17 protein-coding genes are annotated in these 18,685 nt (G+C 62.9%); 14 read left to right on the top strand and 3 right to left on the bottom strand.

Annotated features, from left to right (window positions below; translation table 11 throughout):
* Positions 1–70 precede the first annotated feature (70 nt).
* Positions 71–1,381 carry an MFS transporter gene (locus BHD07_RS18470; protein ID WP_338282366.1) on the bottom strand — a complete coding sequence of 437 codons (1,311 nt, stop codon included), beginning with the start codon at positions 1,379–1,381 and terminating at the stop codon, positions 71–73.
* 400 nt (positions 1,382–1,781) lie between these two features.
* Between BHD07_RS18470 and aqpZ the strand changes: the two genes are divergently transcribed.
* Positions 1,782–2,468, top strand: a complete 687-nt coding sequence (aqpZ, locus tag BHD07_RS18465; RefSeq protein WP_018095451.1) for an aquaporin Z — start codon at positions 1,782–1,784, stop codon at positions 2,466–2,468.
* 112 nt (positions 2,469–2,580) lie between these two features.
* On the opposite strand, the gene BHD07_RS18460 is transcribed toward aqpZ, so the two are convergent.
* Positions 2,581–2,793 (bottom strand): hypothetical protein, encoded by a 213-nt coding sequence (locus BHD07_RS18460; RefSeq protein WP_157813664.1) that lies wholly within the window; start codon positions 2,791–2,793, stop codon positions 2,581–2,583.
* Between BHD07_RS18460 and BHD07_RS18455 the strand changes: the two genes are divergently transcribed.
* The 8 genes from BHD07_RS18455 to ligA all read left to right on the top strand — a co-directional run bounded on the left by BHD07_RS18455 (position 2,779) and on the right by ligA (position 14,297).
* Positions 2,779–3,705: a D-alanine--D-alanine ligase gene (locus tag BHD07_RS18455; protein WP_100671692.1), complete on the top strand. Its 927-nt coding sequence runs from the start codon at positions 2,779–2,781 to the stop codon at positions 3,703–3,705. The genes BHD07_RS18460 and BHD07_RS18455 overlap by 15 nt on opposite strands.
* Positions 3,693–4,622, top strand: coding sequence for a cell division protein FtsQ (ftsQ, locus tag BHD07_RS18450; protein ID WP_018095449.1), 930 nt, complete (start codon positions 3,693–3,695; stop codon positions 4,620–4,622). Before BHD07_RS18455 ends, ftsQ begins: the two co-directional genes overlap by 13 nt.
* Positions 4,619–5,947 carry a cell division protein FtsA gene (gene ftsA / locus BHD07_RS18445; protein WP_010969742.1) on the top strand — a complete coding sequence of 443 codons (1,329 nt, stop codon included), beginning with the start codon at positions 4,619–4,621 and terminating at the stop codon, positions 5,945–5,947. Before ftsQ ends, ftsA begins: the two co-directional genes overlap by 4 nt.
* Positions 5,948–6,041: 94 nt before the next feature.
* Positions 6,042–7,823: a cell division protein FtsZ gene (ftsZ, locus tag BHD07_RS18440; RefSeq protein ID WP_275597664.1), complete on the top strand. Its 1,782-nt coding sequence runs from the start codon at positions 6,042–6,044 to the stop codon at positions 7,821–7,823.
* Positions 7,824–8,249: 426 nt separating this feature from the next.
* Positions 8,250–9,203 (top strand): UDP-3-O-acyl-N-acetylglucosamine deacetylase, encoded by a 954-nt coding sequence (gene lpxC, locus BHD07_RS18435; RefSeq protein ID WP_338282353.1) that lies wholly within the window; start codon positions 8,250–8,252, stop codon positions 9,201–9,203.
* Between the two features lie 265 nt (positions 9,204–9,468).
* Entirely contained in the window at positions 9,469–10,335 is an 867-nt protein-coding gene (locus BHD07_RS18430) for an outer membrane protein assembly factor BamD (protein ID WP_018095445.1), read from the top strand.
* Between the two features lie 36 nt (positions 10,336–10,371).
* Complete coding sequence (gene recN, locus BHD07_RS18425; RefSeq protein ID WP_127712408.1) at positions 10,372–12,045, top strand: DNA repair protein RecN; 1,674 nt, start codon at positions 10,372–10,374, stop codon at positions 12,043–12,045.
* Positions 12,046–12,143: 98 nt separating this feature from the next.
* Positions 12,144–14,297, top strand: coding sequence for an NAD-dependent DNA ligase LigA (ligA, locus tag BHD07_RS18420; protein ID WP_338282347.1), 2,154 nt, complete (start codon positions 12,144–12,146; stop codon positions 14,295–14,297).
* A gap of 129 nt (positions 14,298–14,426) precedes the next feature.
* Here the strand turns inward: ligA and BHD07_RS18415 are convergent, their stop codons facing one another.
* Positions 14,427–14,831 (bottom strand): VOC family protein, encoded by a 405-nt coding sequence (locus tag BHD07_RS18415; RefSeq protein ID WP_026168647.1) that lies wholly within the window; start codon positions 14,829–14,831, stop codon positions 14,427–14,429.
* 346 nt (positions 14,832–15,177) lie between these two features.
* On the opposite strand from BHD07_RS18415, the gene panC reads away from it, so the two are divergent.
* The 5 genes from panC (at position 15,178) to BHD07_RS18390 (ending at position 18,478) form a co-directional block, all read left to right on the top strand.
* A complete protein-coding gene (panC, locus tag BHD07_RS18410) occupies positions 15,178–16,053 on the top strand; it encodes a pantoate--beta-alanine ligase (RefSeq protein ID WP_338282344.1) in 876 nt (291 codons plus the stop codon).
* A gap of 2 nt (positions 16,054–16,055) precedes the next feature.
* On the top strand, positions 16,056–16,877 hold the full coding sequence (gene panB, locus BHD07_RS18405; RefSeq protein WP_338282342.1) for a 3-methyl-2-oxobutanoate hydroxymethyltransferase: 822 nt from the start codon (positions 16,056–16,058) through the stop codon (positions 16,875–16,877).
* Positions 16,878–17,094: 217 nt separating this feature from the next.
* Positions 17,095–17,811 (top strand): AzlC family ABC transporter permease, encoded by a 717-nt coding sequence (locus BHD07_RS18400; RefSeq protein WP_338282340.1) that lies wholly within the window; start codon positions 17,095–17,097, stop codon positions 17,809–17,811.
* Between the two features lie 3 nt (positions 17,812–17,814).
* The gene (locus BHD07_RS18395) at positions 17,815–18,123 is read left to right on the top strand and encodes an AzlD family protein (protein ID WP_324762010.1); all 309 of its coding nucleotides are present in this window, start codon (positions 17,815–17,817) and stop codon (positions 18,121–18,123) included.
* 115 nt (positions 18,124–18,238) lie between these two features.
* Positions 18,239–18,478 carry a hypothetical protein gene (locus tag BHD07_RS18390; protein ID WP_100671686.1) on the top strand — a complete coding sequence of 80 codons (240 nt, stop codon included), beginning with the start codon at positions 18,239–18,241 and terminating at the stop codon, positions 18,476–18,478.
* Positions 18,479–18,685 lie beyond the last annotated feature (207 nt).

The following is an 18,685-nucleotide window of genomic DNA, read 5'->3' as shown; positions in this document are numbered from 1 at the left end:
GAAATCGGCACCAAGAAAAAGGCCGCGGCGGATATCCGACGCGGCCCTTTTTTCCGGATTATTCCATCTCTCAGCCCGAGACCTCTTCCTCGTTCGAAAGAAGCAGGCAGACGAGCGTGATCGCCGCCGCCGCCAGCAGATAGTAGCCGACATGGCCGAGGCTGTAATTGGTCGCGAGCCAGGTGGCGATATAGGGCGCCAGCGACGCGCCGAAGATGCCGGCGAGGTTGAAGGTCATCGAGGCGCCGGTATAGCGCACCGCCGTCGGGAAGGGGGCCGCCAGCGCCGCGCCGATCGGCCCGTAGGTGAGGCCCATCAGGCCGAGGCCGACGATCGAGAAGACGAAGGCCCCGCCGAGACCGGATGACAGAAGCGATGCCATGAAGAGGCCGAAAACGCCGATGCCGATCGTCGTCAGCACCAGCACGAGGCGCCGGCCGAAGCGGTCCGAAAGTATGCCGGAGACCGGGATCATCAGGCCGAAGAAGACGACGCCCGTCATCTGTACGAGCAGGAACTGTTCGCGCGAATAGCCGAGCTTTGTCGTGCCCCAGGAGAGCGAGAAGACGGTCATCAGATAGAACAGGACGAAGGTCGCGAGCGCCACGAAGGTGCCGAGTACGAGGCTTCGCTTGTGCGAGCGGAAGATCGCCGCGACCGGCACCTCGACACGCTCGTGCTTGTCGATCGCCTTCTGGAATTCCGGCGTTTCGGTGATCTTCAGGCGGACATAGAGGCCGACGATCACGAGCAGCACGCTGGCGATGAAGGGAACGCGCCAGCCCCAGGCGAAGAAGGCCTCTTCGCTCATGACTTCGCCGAGGATGAGGAAGGTTCCTGCCGACAGGATGAAGCCGATCGGCGCGCCCAGCTGCGGGAACATGGCGTACCAGCTCCGCTTGCCTTCGGGCGCATTCTCGGTGGCGAGCAACACCGCGCCGCCCCATTCGCCGCCGAGGCCGAGACCCTGACCGAAACGGCAGAGGGCAAGCAGCAGCGGTGCCACGACGCCGATCGTCGAATAGGTGGGCAACAGGCCGATGATGACCGTGGAAATGCCCATGGTCATCAGCGCGGCGACGAGCGTCGCCTTCCGGCCGATCCTGTCGCCGAAGTGACCGAAGATCACGGCGCCGAGAGGGCGGGCGAAGAAGGCGATCGAAAAGGTGGCGAGGGACTGCAGCATTGCCGAGGTCGGATCGGCTGCAGGGAAGAAAAGGTGCGGGAAGATGATTACCGCTGCGGTCGCATAGACATAGAAGTCGAAGAATTCGATCGTGGTGCCGACCAGGCTGGCGAACAGCACCCGGGCAGGGGAGTTCACGGCCTGCCGATGCAACGCACCATCCTGCGGCGACAGCGAGGTTGTCGCGTCTGTCATTGGTTCGTTCCTGTGGCAATTCGCGGGAAAGCGAGTAACTCTCCCCGCCGGAATTGCGTAGTTTCAGAGGGTTAGATCAGTTCGCCGTCCCATGGACGCAAAAAAATGATCTGGCGGTTATGCCGTCTTGGGAGGCGGGCGGCCGGTTCTTAGCGCAAGTTTTCACATCGAGAAAGTCCGATTTCGTAAGAAATGCGAACTAAATGCGCTTGCCGGCGCAGCAATATTCCATCGGCGCATCGCCCCGGTGTGCTCGAGCGGTCGACATGCCCACTTACATGAATTCACGGGCTTCCCGCATTGCGGGCATTGCCAGGAAATACATCTCCTGCTTGACGAGAATCGAATACTGGAGAACTCTCGCCGGCGAAGCGTTTTGCTTCGATTTGGGGGAATATTCATGTTCAGAAAGCTCTCTGCGGAATTTCTCGGTACTTTCTGGCTCGTTCTCGGCGGGTGCGGCAGCGCCGTACTTGCCGCTGCCTTCCCGGAGGTCGGCATCGGCCTGCTCGGGGTCTCCTTTGCCTTCGGCCTTACGGTGCTGACCATGGCCTATGCGGTCGGCGGAATTTCCGGCGGCCATTTCAATCCGGCGGTATCGGTCGGACTTGCCGTAGCCGGCAGAATGCCGCCGGCGAGCCTCGTCGGTTACATCATCGCGCAGGTCGCCGGCGCGATCGCCGCAGCTGCCGTGCTCTACGTGATCGCCAGCGGCAAGGCCGATTTCCAGCTTGGCGGTTTTGCCGCCAATGGTTACGGCGAACATTCTCCGGGGGGCTACTCGTTGACGGCGGCTCTCGTCACCGAGGTCGTCATGACCGCCTTTTTCCTGCTCATCATTCTTGGCTCGACGCATGGCCGTGTGCCTGTGGGCTTCGCGCCCATCGCCATCGGCCTGGGGCTGACCTTGATTCACCTCGTCTCGATCCCGGTCACCAACACCTCCGTAAATCCGGCCCGATCGACCGGACAGGCGCTGTTCGTCGGCGACTGGGCGATTTCCCAGCTCTGGCTCTTCTGGGTCGCACCGCTGATCGGTGCAGCCATCGCCGGAATCGTATGGAAAATCGTCGGCGACGATAGCTAGATCGGGAAAGATAGCGCAACGCGAGACCGTGTAGAGCCCGCCTGCACACGCAGGCGGGCTCTGCCTTCCCTAAGATTATTTCCCTTGCAAGCCACAGAAAGCTCTGATTCAGCTAGGAAATCTTGTCTCTGATTGATTCTTGGCGGGTTTCGCCGAAGCGCGTTTCGCGGCGAGAGTTAACCAAAGTAAACACTTCATTAACCATAATGTCGTTGTAGTGGTTCCACGCGGCGGTCACGCGAATCGAGGCTTCGAAATCAGCCAGGTGCAAGCAAGCTTCGCGATAGTGGCGTATTGTTTGGGGGTTTGAATGAGCAGCAAGCATGTTGCTGTCCTGTTGGGCGGATTTTCCTCGGAGAGGCCGGTGAGCCTGTCTTCGGGGACGGCTTGCGCGGATGCCCTGGAGGCGGAAGGCTATCGCGTCACGCGCGTCGATGTCGGTCGCGACGTCGCAGCGGTTCTTCAGAATTTGCGCCCGGATGTCGTCTTCAATGCGCTTCATGGGCCGTTCGGCGAAGACGGGACGATCCAGGGCATTCTCGAATATCTCGAGATCCCCTATACCCATTCGGGCGTCCTGGCTTCGGCACTGGCAATGGATAAAGACCAGGCAAAGCATGTCGCCAAGGCTGCCGGCATCCCGGTTGCCGAGGCGCTGGTCATGGACCGGCGCAGCTTCGGCAATCAGCATCCGATGAAACCGCCCTATGTGGTGAAGCCGGTCCGCGAGGGGTCGAGCTTCGGGGTGGTGATCGTCAAGGAGGATCAGTCGCATCCGCCTCAGGTGATCACCTCAAGCGAGTGGCGGTACGGCGACCGCGTCATGGTCGAGCGCTATATTGCCGGACGCGAATTCACCTGCGGTGTCATGGGCGATGTCGCCCTCGGCGTCACTGAAATCATCCCGCAGGGGCACGCCTTCTACGATTACGACTCGAAATACGTAAAAGGTGGTTCAAAGCACGTCATACCTGCACAGATTTCACCAAATATTTACCAAAAAATACAAACACTGGCGTTGAAGGCGCATGAGGCGATCGGTTGCCGCGGCGTCAGCCGGTCCGACTTTCGTTTCGACGATCGTGGGGATGGTGAGGGCGAGTTGATCTGGCTCGAGATCAATACCCAACCCGGCATGACCCCAACGTCCCTGGTGCCCGAAATGGCGCAGCATGCGGGCCTTCAATTCGGTGAATTTCTCAGGTGGATGGTGGAGGACGCGTCGTGCTTGCGCTGAGGGGCAGAAGGGGCAAGAGGGTTCGTTACCCGGCCGGCGCTGTCGCCGAGGCGGATGAAGCGTTCGTCCTGCCGCGGCCGCTGCGCAAGGGCGTGCGCTTTCTGATCAGCCTTGGCGCCGGTCGAATCCGCTTCCCGAATCATACCGGAACAGTTTCCGCCGCAGCTTTCATGGTGGCCACGGGCCTTTACGGCATGTCGCTCGGCGGCCACACGCAGAGTTTCGCGCAGGTCTCGACGACTGCGGCCGGCTTCGCGATCGAGGACGTCCGCGTTTCCGGCAACGCGCAGACCTCCGAGATCGACATTCTCCAGCAGCTCGGCCTGGACGGCACGACGTCACTGGTGGCGCTCGACATCGAGGAGGCGCGTCGGCTGATCGGCGAACTGCCCTGGGTGGAGACCGTCACGGTGCGCAAGATCTATCCGGGTACGATCGAGGTCGTTCTCAAGGAGCGCGAAGCCTTCGGTATCTGGCAGCACGGATCGGATCTCTCCCTGATAGAGCGTAGCGGCAGCGTCATCGCGCCGCTCAGGGACAACAAGTTCGCCAGCCTGCCGCTTTTCGTCGGCCGCGACGCGGAGACGGCGGCGGCCGCGTTCTACGATGAATTTTCCCGCTGGCCGGAGTTCCGCTCCCGCGTCAAAGCCTTCGTGCGCGTGGCCGGGCGTCGCTGGGATCTGCGGCTCAACAACGGCGTCGTCGTGAAGCTTCCGGAAAAGGATGTTGCCCGCGCGATGAGCGTGCTCGCCGGTATGCAAGACACGCATCAGCTGCTGGAGCGCGATATCGCCGCCGTCGATCTCAGGCTCGAAGACCGCACGACCGTACAGTTGACGCCGGAAGCCGTGAAGCGCCGGGAAGTCGCACTCAAGGCGAGGGAGAAAATGCTGAAAGCCCAGGAGAAGCGGATATGAGTTTGTTCGGATCCGCCAATTTCGGCCTTCCGCGTCTGAAACCCTTGCCCTCGAAGCGGTCGCATGTCGTGTCGGTCCTCGATATCGGCTCGACCAAGGTGGTATGCATGATCGGCCGCCTGACGCCGCGTGCGGAGAGCCAGATCCTGCCGGGGCGCACGCACAGCATCGAGGTCATCGGCATCGGTCACCAGAAGTCGCGGGGCGTCAAGAATGGCGTCATCGCCGATCTCGATGCGGTCGAAAGTGTCGTCCGGCTTGCGGTCGATGCAGCCGAGCGCATGGCGGGACTGACCATCGACAGCCTCATCGTGAATGTTTCCGCCGGCCGCCTGCAGAGCGACGTCTATACCGCGACGATCGATCTCGGCGGGCAGGAGGTCGAGGCGAACGATCTGAAGAAGGTACTCGCTGCCGCGGGTCACCAGTCGCTGCGCACCGATCGTGCCATCCTGCACTCTCTGCCGACAGGCTTCTCGCTCGACGGCGAGCGCGGCATCCGCGACCCGCTGGCGATGTTCGGTGACGTTCTCGGCGTCGACATGCATGTGCTGACGGCGGAGCGGCCCGCACTGAAGAACCTTGAGCTCTGCGTCAACCGCGCTCACCTCTCGGTCGAGGGCATGGTCGCGACGCCCTATGCCAGCGGCCTTGCGGCACTCGTGGATGACGAGGTCGAGCTCGGATGTGCGGCCATCGACATGGGCGGCGGTACGACGACGATCTCGGTTTTCGCCGAAGGCAAGCTCGTCCATGCGGATGCCGTCGGGCTTGGCGGCCACCATGTCACGACCGATCTTGCGCGCGGCCTGTCCACCCGCATCGAGGATGCCGAGCGCCTGAAGGTCGTGCACGGTTCGGCGCTTCCGAACAGCGCGGACGAGCGCGATATCATTTCGGTTCCGCCGATCGGCGAAGACGACCGCGACCAGCCGACGCACGTGCCGCGCGCTCTGGTTTCGCGCATCGTTCGCGCTCGCATCGAAGAGACGCTGGAACTCATACGCGACCGCATCCAGCGGTCCGGTTTCAGCCCGATCGTCGGCAAGCGGATCGTATTGACGGGGGGAGCCAGCCAGTTGACCGGCCTGCCGGAAGCGGCGCGGCGCATCCTTGCACGCAATGTCCGCATCGGCCGCCCGCTCGGCGTATCCGGACTGCCGGCCGCTGCCAAGGGCCCGGCCTTCTCCACGGCCGTCGGGCTGATGATCTACCCTCAGGTCGCCGACCTCGAGACGCATGCCGCCGGCAGCGGCATGTTCTCCACCCTCGGCGGCAACAGCCGTTTCGCCCGGATGGGGCAATGGCTGAAAGAAAGTTTCTAGACCGCTCGGCATATCGCCGAACGGGACAGGTGTTCGAGTTTGAAGGAATTGGCCGGCTCGGCAAGGCGGCCAGGGAAAGAGAAGGAACAGGACTATGGCCATCAACTTGCAGAAGCCGGACATTACCGAGCTGAAGCCGCGTATCACGGTCTTCGGCGTCGGCGGCGGCGGCGGCAACGCCGTCAACAACATGATCACCGCCGGGCTCCAGGGCGTCGATTTCGTCGTCGCCAACACGGATGCCCAGGCACTCACCATGACCAAGGCCGAGCGGATCATCCAGATGGGTGTCGCCGTCACCGAAGGTCTTGGTGCCGGCTCGCAGCCGGAAGTCGGCCGTGCGGCCGCTGAAGAATGCATCGACGAGATCATCGATCACCTGCAGGGCACGCATATGTGCTTCGTCACCGCCGGCATGGGCGGCGGCACCGGCACGGGCGCTGCTCCGATCGTCGCCCAGGCTGCCCGCAACAAGGGTATCCTCACCGTCGGCGTCGTCACCAAGCCGTTCCATTTCGAAGGCGGACGCCGCATGCGGATCGCCGACCAGGGTATTTCCGATCTTCAGAAGTCGGTCGACACCCTGATCGTCATCCCGAACCAGAACCTCTTCCGCATCGCCAATGACAAGACGACCTTCGCGGACGCCTTCGCCATGGCCGATCAGGTTCTTTATTCCGGCGTCGCCTGCATCACCGACCTCATGGTCAAGGAAGGCCTCATCAACCTCGACTTCGCCGACGTCCGTTCGGTGATGCGCGAAATGGGCCGCGCCATGATGGGTACGGGCGAAGCCTCCGGCGAAGGCCGCGCAATGGCCGCTGCGGAAGCTGCGATCGCCAACCCGCTGCTCGACGAAACCTCGATGAAGGGCGCTCAAGGCCTGCTCATCTCCATCACCGGTGGACGCGACCTCACGCTCTTCGAGGTGGATGAGGCTGCGACGCGTATCCGCGAGGAGGTCGATCCGGACGCCAACATCATTCTCGGTGCGACCTTCGACGAGGAACTCGAAGGCCTCATTCGGGTTTCGGTCGTCGCGACCGGCATCGACCGCACGGCCGCGGAGGTGGCCGGCCGCTCCGCCGACTTTCGTCCGGTAGCGCCGAAGCCGATCGTCCGCCCGTCCGCCGCCGTTCCGGCCCAGCCGCAGCCGACTGTTTCGCTGCAGCCGGCCCCGCAGCCGCAGCCGGTGCAGCAGCCGCTCCAGCAGCAGCAGAATGTCGACCACATCGCGCTCGCCATTCGCGAAGCCGAAATGGAGCGCGAACTCGACATCGCTGCGCGCACCCAGGTCGCCGCACCGCAGCCGCAGCCGCAGCCGCAGCCGCAACTGCAGGAAGAGACCTTCCGTCCGCAGAGCAAGCTTTTCGCAGGCGTCGCTCCGGCGGAGGCCGCACCGGTCATGCGGCCGGCGCAGCCGGCACCGCGCCCGGTCGAGATGCAGGCGCCCGTTCAGCCGCAGATGCAGGCACAGCCGGTCCGGCAGGAGCCCACCCCGGTCGTGCGGCAGCAGGCCGAGCCGGTACGCATGCCGAAGGTTGAGGACTTTCCGCCGGTCGTGAAGGCGGAAATGGATCACCGGACGCAGCCGGCGCCTGTGCATCAGGAGGAACGCGGACCGATGGGACTCCTGAACCGGATCACGAGCTCGCTCGGGCTGCGTGAACGGGAAGCGACGAATGTCTCGTCCGACATGACCGCCGCCGCACCAAGCGCCGCCTCGCAACAGCGCCGGCCGCTTTCGCCGGAAGCCAGCCTCTATGCGCCGCGTCGCGGCCAGCTCGACGATCACGGTCGCGCTGCGCCTCAGATGCGGTCGCATGAAGACGATCAGCTCGAAATTCCGGCGTTCCTGCGCCGCCAGTCGAGCTGATACCTACGGTGCCGTGCGTCCGATCGGACGCGCAACGTCGCCGTGGTACTTTCAGTCGCCGCCGTTTTTCCTGAGCCGGCTCCGGTTCAGGGAAACATGCGGAGACTGTTCCTTCACCTTGCCGATGCCCGGGCGCCAGCCCGGGCATTTTTCGATTTCTCGCGTGAAATCAGATGCTTATCATTTGCATTGCGCGCATATGAATTGCGTAACAAACCGAAACGAACAGTGATTTGGAATGGTGTCTCCAAACTCTTATTTTCATCATCGGAATTGGGGACGCATACGATTCGATCGGGCGCTGTTAGTTCGAAGACGAGATTTCCGCCGACTGGCGCGGGATCCCGGTACTTCGTCTTGTGTCTTGAGCAACGTGGCACCCTCTAGGATTTTGGCCGAAGGCCGCCTTGATTGAAAGTGACGAGAATGGGAATCGAACTGCTCGGGTTTCAGACGACGATTGCAAACCCGATAACCCTCAAGGGAATTGGCGTTCACTCCGGTGCGGAAGTCGAGATCACCTTCCAGCCGGCCGATGCCGACGCCGGGATCGTGTTCCAGCGTGTGCTTGCCGGCGGCCGGGTGAGCGAATTCCGGGCCGTCTCTTCGCAGGTCGGCAACACCGATCTCTGCACCGTCCTTGGCCTCTCGCCGGCGACCTCGATCGCGACGATCGAGCATGTCATGGCGGCGGTCTATGCGCTCGGCCTCGACAATCTGTCGATCGAGGTGCATGGCGCCGAAATGCCGATCATGGATGGCAGCTCCGCCCCCTTTATCGAGGCGATCGAGCAGGCAGGTATTCAATCGCTTGCCGAGAAGCGCCGCTATATCCGCATCCTAAAGCCGGTGCGCATCGAATCGGGCGCTTCCTGGTCGGAATTCACGCCCTATGACGGCATGCGCTTCGAAGTCGAGATCGATTTCGGCTGCCCGCTGATCGGCCGCCAGGCATGGAAGGGCGACATGACGCCTTCCGTTTTCAAACGGGAGCTGTCGCGGGCGCGTACTTTCGGCTTCATGCGCGATGTGGAGCGCCTTTGGGCAGGCGGTTTCGCGCTCGGCTCGTCACTCGAAAACTCCGTGGTAATCTCGGACGACAACGCGGTCATCAATGTGGAGGGACTGCGGTATACGGACGAGTTCGTCCGCCACAAGACCCTCGACGCCGTAGGCGATCTTTCGCTGGCGGGCGCTCCCTTCCTCGGCTGCTACCGCTCCTATCGCGGCGGGCACCGGATGAATGCCAATGCCCTCAAGGCATTGCTCAGCGATCCGACCGCCTATGAGGTGGTGGAAACGGCAACGCCGCGTCAGCGCACCCGTTCGCGGGACATGGTGGCGGTTGCCGCGCCGGGCTTCGCGCCCTGGTCCGCCTGACGGCATAGGATATTCTTCTCCAGTCGCCGGCCGAAAGGCCGGCATTTTTATGATGATTCGATCGTTGCCCCGAGTAACGCGTGTTCTTCGGCACCGATTTTCACGGTGCCAGAGGCGCTTTACACATCTGAAAAGGGGTGCAGCCCTGCAGGGCGCCACAAATTTGCATGAATTGCCGATCATGACGTTGCGGTCTTGAGGTAACTTGCTCTAAAACGCGCAAGTCTGGCGCGATGCTGGGCGCTGAGTGAAACGGGAATATCCGATGGTTCTTGCAGTTTCTGTCGACATAAGAAGATCAGCGCGCGTCGCCGCGGTCGTTCTTGCGGCTATCGCCGGCTCCAGTCTGATCACGGCCTGCCAGAACGATCCGGACATCGACATCACCAAACTCACGGCCGAGACCGATCCGCCGGACGTGCTCTACAACCAGGGCCTTGCAAACCTGAATGCCGGCAAGACGACGGAAGCGGCGCGGAAGTTCGAGGCGATCGACAAGCAGCATCCGTTCTCCGAATATGCCCGCAAAGCGCTGGTCATGAATGCATTCGTTTCCTATCGCAACGGCCAGTATCAGGACGCGATCAACTCGACCAACCGTTATCTGAACCTTTATCCGCAGTCGGAAGACGCGGCCTACGCGCAATATATCCAGGGCCTTGCCTATACGAAGCAGATTCCGTCGGTGACGCAGGATCAAAGACCTGCGGCGAAGGCGATCGAGGCGATGCAGGTCGTCGTCGACAAGTATCCGGACTCCGAATATGTCGACGATGCGCAGGCAAAGATCCGCTTTGCACGCGACCAGCTCGCCGGCAAGGAGATGCAGGTCGGCCGCTATTATCTCGAGCGCAAGGAATACCTTGCGGCGATTTCACGCTTCCGCACCGTCGTCGAGCGATATCCGACCACCAATCAGGTCGAGGAAGCGCTCGCCCGTCTCGTCGAAGCCTATTATGCGATGGGCGTGACTGGGGAAGCCCAGACGGCGGCAGCGGTTCTCGGGCATAATTACCCCGACAGCCAATGGTATGCCGACTCCTACAAGCTGCTGCAATCCGGCGGGCTTGAGCCGCGCGAAACCGGCACGTCCTGGATCGCGCGCGCGGGAAAGAACCTCATCGGCGCGTGATTTTCCCGGCGCCCGACAACGAAGATATGAAACCGGATGCTCGCCCAGCTCGCGATCCGCGATATCGTCCTGATCGAACGGCTTGACCTCAGCTTCGATGCCGGGCTTTCGGTGTTGACCGGCGAAACCGGCGCGGGCAAATCCATCCTTCTCGACAGTCTGTCGCTCGCGCTGGGCGGCCGCGGCGACGGTTCGCTCGTGCGTCACGGCGAGGACAGGGGCCAGGTTACCGCTGTCTTCGACGTTCCCGCCGGCCATGCGGCGCGGCTCTTCCTGCGCGAGAACGGCATCGACGACGACGGCGATCTGATCTTCCGCCGTGTGCAATCGGCCGACGGCCGCACCAAGGCGTTCATCAACGACCAGCCGGTGAGCGTCCAGCTGATGCGGCAGGTCGGCCAGACGCTCGTTGAGATTCACGGCCAGCACGACGATCGGGCGCTTGTCGACACCGACGCGCACCGCACGCTGCTCGACGCTTTCGGCGGCACGACCGAAGCTGCGGAAGACGTCGCGACCTTCTATCGCGGCTGGAAGGATGCCGAGCGCTGTCTGAAGAAACACCGCGAGAAGGTGGAGGCAGCAGCCCGCGAGGCGGACTATCTGCGTTCCTCCGTCGAGGAACTCGAGACGCTTTCGCCACGCGACGGCGAAGAGGAGGAACTCGCCGAGAGCCGAGCCCGCATGATGAAGGTCGAGCGCATTGCCGGGGACATCAGCGAGGCATCCGAGTTTCTGAACGGCAACGCCTCGCCGGTACCGCTCATCGCGTCGCTCGTCCGGCGGCTCGAACGCAAGAGCCATGAGGCACCCGGCCTGCTCGAAGAGACGGTCGAGCTTCTGGACGGGGCGCTGAACCAGCTTGCGGATGCCCAGATGGCGGTCGAGCGCGCGCTCCGCAACACGGAATTCGATCCGAAGGAACTCGAGCGCGTCGAGGAGCGGCTTTTTGCTCTGCGGGCCGCGAGCCGCAAATATTCGGTTCCCGTCACCGAACTGCCGGCACTTGCCGCGCGGATGATCGCAGATCTTGCCGATCTCGACGCCGGCGAGGAGAAGCTGAAGCATCTGGAAATACAGGTCGCCGAGGCCAGAGCGGCCTTCGATGTTGCGGCCCGCTCGCTTTCCGAGAAGCGCCACAATACGGCTGCTGCGCTTTCGGCCGCCGTCATGGAAGAACTGCCTGCGCTGAAGCTCGAACGCGCCCGCTTCATGGTGGAGGTGACGAGCGATCCGGGATCGCCGACGGCCGACGGGATCGATGCGGTCGAATTCCACGTCCAGACCAATCCCGGCACCAGGCCGGGGCCGATCATGAAGGTCGCTTCGGGTGGCGAGCTCTCGCGCTTCCTGCTCGCGCTGAAAGTGGCGCTCGCCGACCGCGGTTCGGCGCCGACGCTCGTCTTCGACGAGATCGATACCGGCGTCGGCGGCGCCGTGGCGGATGCGATCGGCCAGCGCCTGAAGCGACTTTCGAAAACCGTGCAGGTGCTTTCCGTCACCCATGCGCCGCAGGTCGCCGCGCGCGCGGCGACGCATCTCCTGATTTCGAAGGGGCCTTCCGCGGAAAAGACCGAGATGATCGCCACCCGCGTCGCCCGCATGGACGAAGCGGCACGCACGGAAGAGATCGCCCGCATGCTCGCCGGCGCCTCGATTACCGAGGAGGCGAGGGCTGCGGCTGCGCGATTGCTCGCCGGCAACGGTTGAATAGCCTCCCACTTATCTTCGTATCGATCACCCTCAAATCGATTCCGATTTTAAGAATCATGCAGTAAAAGCGACTCCAAAGTTCTGGAGCCGCATCCATGCTGAATCAAAGAAAACCCGTCGAACAATTGAACGAAGCGGAAGCTGCCGAGGAACTCGCCTTCCTGGCGGCGGAGCTTGCCCGCCACGACGTACTCTATCACGGCAAGGATGCTCCGGAGATTTCGGATGCGGACTACGACGGGCTGAAGCGGCGGAACGATCTCATCGAAGAGCGCTTTCCGGCACTTGTCCGCGAGGACAGCCCCTCGCGGAAGGTCGGTGCCGCGCCCTCGCTCACCTTCGCGCCCGTCGCCCATGCGCGGCCGATGCTGTCGCTCGACAATACCTTCTCGGACGAGGACGCCCGCGCATTCGTCGCCGGCGTCTACCGCTTCCTCGGCCAGCTCCCGGACGGCTCGATCGCCTTCACGGCCGAGCCGAAGATCGACGGGCTATCCATGTCGCTGCGCTACGAAAACCGGCGGCTCGTCACGGCTGCGACCCGCGGCGACGGCACGACCGGGGAAAACGTCACGGCCAATGTTCGTACCATCGGCATGATCCCGCAGACGCTTCCGGCCGACGCGCCTGACGTCGTCGAGATCCGCGGCGAGATCTACATGGCGAAATCGGACTTCGCCGCGCTCAATGCCGAAATGGCGGCGCAGGGCAGGCCGCTCTACGTCAACCCGCGCAATACGGCGTCGGGTTCGCTCCGTCAGCTGGACGCGAAGGTGACGGCGAACCGCAAGCTGCGCTTCTTCGCCTATGCCTGGGGCGAGATTTCGGCCATGCCTGCGGATACGCAGCTCGGCATGGTGGAGACCTTCAAGGCCTGGGGATTCCCGGTCAACCCGCTGATGCAGCGCTTCTTCTCCGCCGACGCGCTCCTGGAGCACTATCACCATATCGAGCGGGAGCGTCCGGACCTCGACTACGACATCGACGGCGTCGTCTACAAGGTCGACCGGCTCGATCTGCAGGCCAGACTCGGCTTCCGCTCGCGCAGTCCGCGCTGGGCAACGGCGCACAAGTTTCCGGCCGAACAGGCGTTCACGCGTCTGAAGGGCATCGACATTCAGGTCGGCCGTACCGGCGCCCTGACGCCCGTCGCGCGGCTGGAGCCGATCACGGTCGGAGGCGTCGTCGTCACTAACGCGACGCTGCACAACGAGGATTATATCCGGGGCGTCGGCAACACCGGCGAACCGATCCGCGATGGGCGCGACGTCCGTATCGGCGACATGGTGATCGTGCAGCGGGCAGGGGACGTGATCCCTCAGATCGTCGACGTGGTGATGGACGAGCGGCCGGAAGGCGCCGAGCCCTACAGGTTTCCCACGACGTGCCCCATCTGCGGCAGCCATGCGGTGCGTGACATCAACGAAAAGACCGGCAAGGTGGATGCCGTGCGCCGCTGCACGGGCGGCTTCGTCTGCCGTGCGCAGGCGGTCGAGCATCTGAAGCATTTCGTCTCGCGCAATGCCTTCGACATCGAAGGCCTCGGCTCCAAGCAGATCGAGTTCTTCTTCGAAAGCGAGGACGAGAATCTGCGGATCCGCACCGCCCCCGAGATATTCACGCTCGAACGCCGCCAGGAGCAATCGCTCAATAAGCTCGAGAACATCGACGGATTCGGCAAGGTAAGCGTCCGCAAGCTGTACGAAGCGATCAATGCCCGCCGCTCGATAGCGCTTCATCGCCTGATCTATGCGCTTGGCATCCGCCATGTGGGCGAGACGACCGCCAAGCTGCTTGCGCGCTCCTATGGCAGCTACGAGCATTTCGGGGCGGCCATGACCGAGGCGGCAGGCTTTTCGGGAGATGCCTGGAACGAGCTGAACAGCATTGACGGCATTGGCGAGGTGGTCGCTCGCGCGATTGTCGAGTTCTACAAGGAGCCGCGCAACCTGAAGGTCGTTTCCGAGCTGCTGCGGGAAGTTACCCCCGAAAGCGCGGCATTGCCCGTGGCGACCGACAGCCCCGTCGCCGGCAAGACGGTCGTCTTCACGGGATCGCTCGAGAAGATGACGCGCGAGGAGGCGAAGGCGAAGGCGGAGAGTCTGGGCGCCAAGGTGGCGGGATCGGTATCGAAGAAGACCGACATCGTCGTTGCCGGCCCGGGCGCCGGCTCGAAGCTCGACAAGGCCCGCGAACTCGGCGTGCAGACGATGGACGAGGACGAGTGGCTGGCGTTGATCGGCGGGTAGCGTATTTTGTTTCTCCCGCAAGCGGGGCGAAGGGGATTCGCGGCGCCGCTCCTTGTCCCTTCTCCCCATTGACGTGGGGAGAAGGTGCCGGCAGGAGAGCGATGCCGCGTGACCCGTTGGTTTAGATCGTCACGCCTGCTGCTCAGCCGACATGTCCATCCACATGAACTCCCAGACGTGGCCGTCCAGGTCCTGGAAGCTGATGCCGTACATGAAGCCGTAGTCGATCGCCGGCTTCCATGGCTTGCCGCCCGCGGCAATAGCCTTGTCGAACATGTCGTCGCATTCGGCACGGCTTCCGGCGGAGAGCGCGGTGATGACTTCGGTGCCCTTCGCCGTGTCGCTGATCTCGCCGACGATGAAGCTACGGAACTTCGGCTCGGTCAGAAGCATGGCGAAGATATTGTCGTCGATGACCATGCAGGCGGCGGTCTCGTCGGAAAACTGCTCGTTGAATGTAAAGCCCAAAGCGGAGAAGAAGGACCGCGAGGCTTTCAGATCCTTGACCGGCAGGTTGACGAAAATCATGCGCATGGGGTGCTCCTCGTTAAATTGGTTTCGCTTCGATGAGCCAAGGACGAAGACATGTGCCGCGTGCCGACAGGTCTCGTTGAATTTTTCGACCCCCTCGTAGTCGACCACGGTCTGAGACGCCGATCAGTGCGGCGCTTCGAATTTGAGCCCATTTCCGTTTGTGTTTTTGCGCTGCACAAGATAGATCTTGCAGCCAAAATTTGTGCAATTGCCTTTTCGCGGGGCTGGCGCCCGCAGCCGCGCGTCTTATCGGACGCGCAACTGTCGCTGTAGCATTTTGACGATGCAGGAGCCATATCGGCGAAGCGGGGCGTATCTAACGTCCCGGCGGATTGGAGGGTCCGAAATGAGAACCATCAGCACCATCGCCGAACTGCGAGAGGCCCTTGCCGAGCATCGGCGCGCGGGCAGGTCCATCGGACTGGTCCCCACCATGGGCTATCTCCATGTCGGCCATATGGAACTCGTGCGCCGCGCCCGCGTCGAGAACGACGTGGTCGTTGCCAGCATATTCGTCAATCCGCTGCAGTTCGGCGCGAACGAGGATCTTGGCAAATACCCGCGCGACCTCGCCCGTGATCGGGCGCTGCTGACCGATGGCGGCGTCGATTTCCTTTTTGCCCCCGGCGTTTCCGACATGTATCCGCAGCCGATGGAAACGGTGGTCGACGTGCCGAAGCTCGGCTCCGAGCTCGAAGGCGCGGTGAGGCCCGGCCATTTCGCAGGCGTTGCGACCGTCGTCACCAAGCTCTTCAACATCGTCGAGCCGGACCGCGCCTATTTCGGCGAAAAGGATTTCCAGCAGCTCCAGATCATCCGGCGCATGGTCGAGGATCTGGCGCAGCCGGTTACGGTCATCGGCGTACCGACGGTGCGCGAGGAGGACGGGCTCGCCTGTTCGTCGCGCAACGTCTATCTGACGGCACAAGAGCGGCGTGCAGCCGCGATCGTGCCGAAGGCGCTGGACGAGGCCGAGCGGCTGATCGCAAGCGGCGTCACCGAACCGGCCGAAATCGAGAAGGGTGTCTTGGAGTTTCTCGCCGGCGAACCCCTGGCGCGGCCCGAAGTGGTGGCGCTGCGCGACCCGGAAACGCTTGAGCCTATCGGCGAGATCGGAGAAAAGCCGGTCCTGCTCCTGCTCTTCGTCCGCTTCGGCACCACGAAGCTGCTCGACAACCGCGTCATAGCCCCGAAATCCGCCCGTTTTGCAAAGGTAGCCTGAGAATGAGCGTCCAGACCACGAAACGGCGGCTCAGCCCCGCCAGCATCGAAGCCCTGAAGGGTGAGCGCCCGATCGTCAGCCTGACGGCCTATACGACGCCGATCGCACGGCTTCTCGATCCTCATGTGGATTTCCTCCTCGTCGGCGATTCGCTCGGCATGGTTCTCTACGGCCTCGATACGACCGTCGGCGTCACGCTCGAAATGATGATTGCGCATGGCCAGGCGGTCATGCGCGGTTCGGAGCGCTGTTGTGTCGTCGTCGACCTGCCTTTCGGCGCCTATCAGGAATCCAAGGAACAGGCCTTCCGCAGCGCCGCGCGCATCCTGAAGGAAACGGGCTGCAGCGCAGTGAAGCTCGAGGGCGGGGCCGAGATGGCCGAGACGGTCGAATTTCTTGTCAGCCGTGGCATTCCGGTGCTCGGCCATGTGGGCTTGATGCCGCAGCTCGTCAACACGACGGGCGGCTACCGCTCGGTCGGGCGCAACGAGAAGGAAGTGGCCAAGATCCGCCGCGACGCCAAGGCGATCGACGATGCCGGCGCTTTCGCCATCGTGGTCGAGGGAACGGTCGAGCCGGTCGCCCGCGAGATCACCGCCACGCTGCGCGCGCCGACCATCGGCATCGGCGCTTCGCCGGCCTGCGACGGCCAGATCCTCGTATCGGACGACATGCTGGGTCTTTTCAACGATTTCAAACCGCGCTTCGTCAAGCACTTCGCCGAACTGGCGCCGACGATCTCAAAGGCGGCGGAGGCCTATGCCAACGAGGTGAAGGCGCGCACTTTTCCCGGCATAGAGCACACGTTTCAGGTAAAGCGCTGACGTGTCGGGGCGGGCGCGTTCCTTGCGTCCGCCTTCTTATGGTTGGCCGGCCGAGCACCTGGTCTTGCGTGCGCTTGGAATGACGCGAGTCCAACCATCAGAAAATTCAATCGCCGCATCAGAGTAATTGAATTGTCGCGATGTGCGGCAGCCCCTATCTGTCCGGCAGGCAATCTGCCGGCATGCTCGTTACGAGCGGCCCCCGCGGGAGAATTTCATGAGCAGAGGCGATTTCCGGGAAGGGCTTCGCGGCGGCTTTCCGATCATGCTGGCGGCATCGCCCTTCGGCGCGCTTTTCGGCGCGCTTGCGGTGGATAACGGTTTTTCGATTGCCGATGCGGTATTCATGAGCGCCACCGTCTATGCGGGTGCAAGCCAGATGGTCGGCATCGAACTCTTCGGAAGCAACGTGCAGCCCTGGCTCGTGGTGCTCTCGGTCTTTGCGGTCAACTTCCGCCACGTGCTCTATTCCGCTTCTCTCGCCAAGCACATCCGCCATTTCAGCTTCGCTCAAAAGCTGATCGCCTTCTTTCTGCTCGTGGATCCGCAATATGCAGAGACCGAACAGCGCGGCGAGCGCGGATTGCCGGTCACCTTCGCCTGGTATGCGGGCTTCGGCGTCGTGATCTATGTTCCATGGATCATCAATACGCTGATCGGTGCGATTTTCGGGCAGCTGATCGGCGATCCCAAGGCGATCGGTCTCGACGTGCTCCTCCCGATCTACTTTCTGGGGCTGGTGATGAGCTTCCGCACACGCGACCGTTTTCTGCCGATCGTGGCCGTGAGCGCCGTCGCCTCGGTGGCGGCAATGCATTTCGTCGGCTCCCCCTGGCATGTCAGCATCGGCGCGCTTGCCGGCATCGTGCTTGCGGCCTGCATGCCGCCGAAGCGACCGGTGATCGAAGCCCGCGCCGTGGAAAAGGAGGCCTGATCCTTGGACGCGCAACACCTCGATCTGCTCTATCTCATCGTTGCGGCCGCGGTCGCCACGTATGTCACGCGCTTCGGTGGCTACGTGCTCATCACGCAGCTGAAGTACATTCCCCCGCGGATCGAATCTGCGTTGAACGCAGTTCCCGCGGCTGTATTGACGACGCTGGTGGCGCCCGCCTTCGTCTATGGTGGCATCGACGTCGCCGCAGCGATGCTCGTCGCCTTCGTCATCGGGCTGCGCTTCTCGACGCTTCGGATGCTGCTCGTCGGCTGGATCGCGGTCATGGCGATCCGGCACCTGATCATGTAGGTTCCCCCCCCCTCAGCACGGGCCCGGCCGCTCGGATTGGCGCCGGGCCGGTTCTGGACTATCATCCTCTCGTTGCCGGGGAGGCAGCCGCCCCCCGGCCCACGGAGGAGCGACCATGATTACCAGAATTTCCGTTGCGCTGTTTCTCGCGCTTGCGCCTGTCCCCGCTTTTGCGAATCAGTGCCCCTCCATGATGCAGGCCATCGATGCGGCCATGCCCAACGCATCATTGTCCGAGGCCGACATGGCCAAGGTGAAACAGTTGCGCCAGCAGGGCGAAGACTTGCACAAGGCCGGCGACCATGCGGGCTCGGAAGCAGCGCTCGGCCAAGCCAAGACGATGCTCGGCATCTGACTGGGAACGCGCCGTGCTTCGGCATTCAGACGATTGTCGGATGAAGGCCTGTTGAGATTCGGGCTACCTGCCGCGGCTTTTTTGATCGCCTCATCCCTTATGTGGACGGCTCCCCCTTGCAAGTGTTTTTTGCAGATTTTTTGATCGGATCGCTTGCTTCCATATGTTCGGCCTTTCGGTGTGGCCGCACAGGGCCACTGGCCAAGA

Source organism: Sinorhizobium sp. KGO-5, assembly GCF_036245905.1.
Lineage (GTDB): Bacteria > Pseudomonadota > Alphaproteobacteria > Rhizobiales > Rhizobiaceae > Sinorhizobium > Sinorhizobium meliloti_A.
This window is presented reverse-complemented; position numbering and strand designations above follow the sequence as displayed.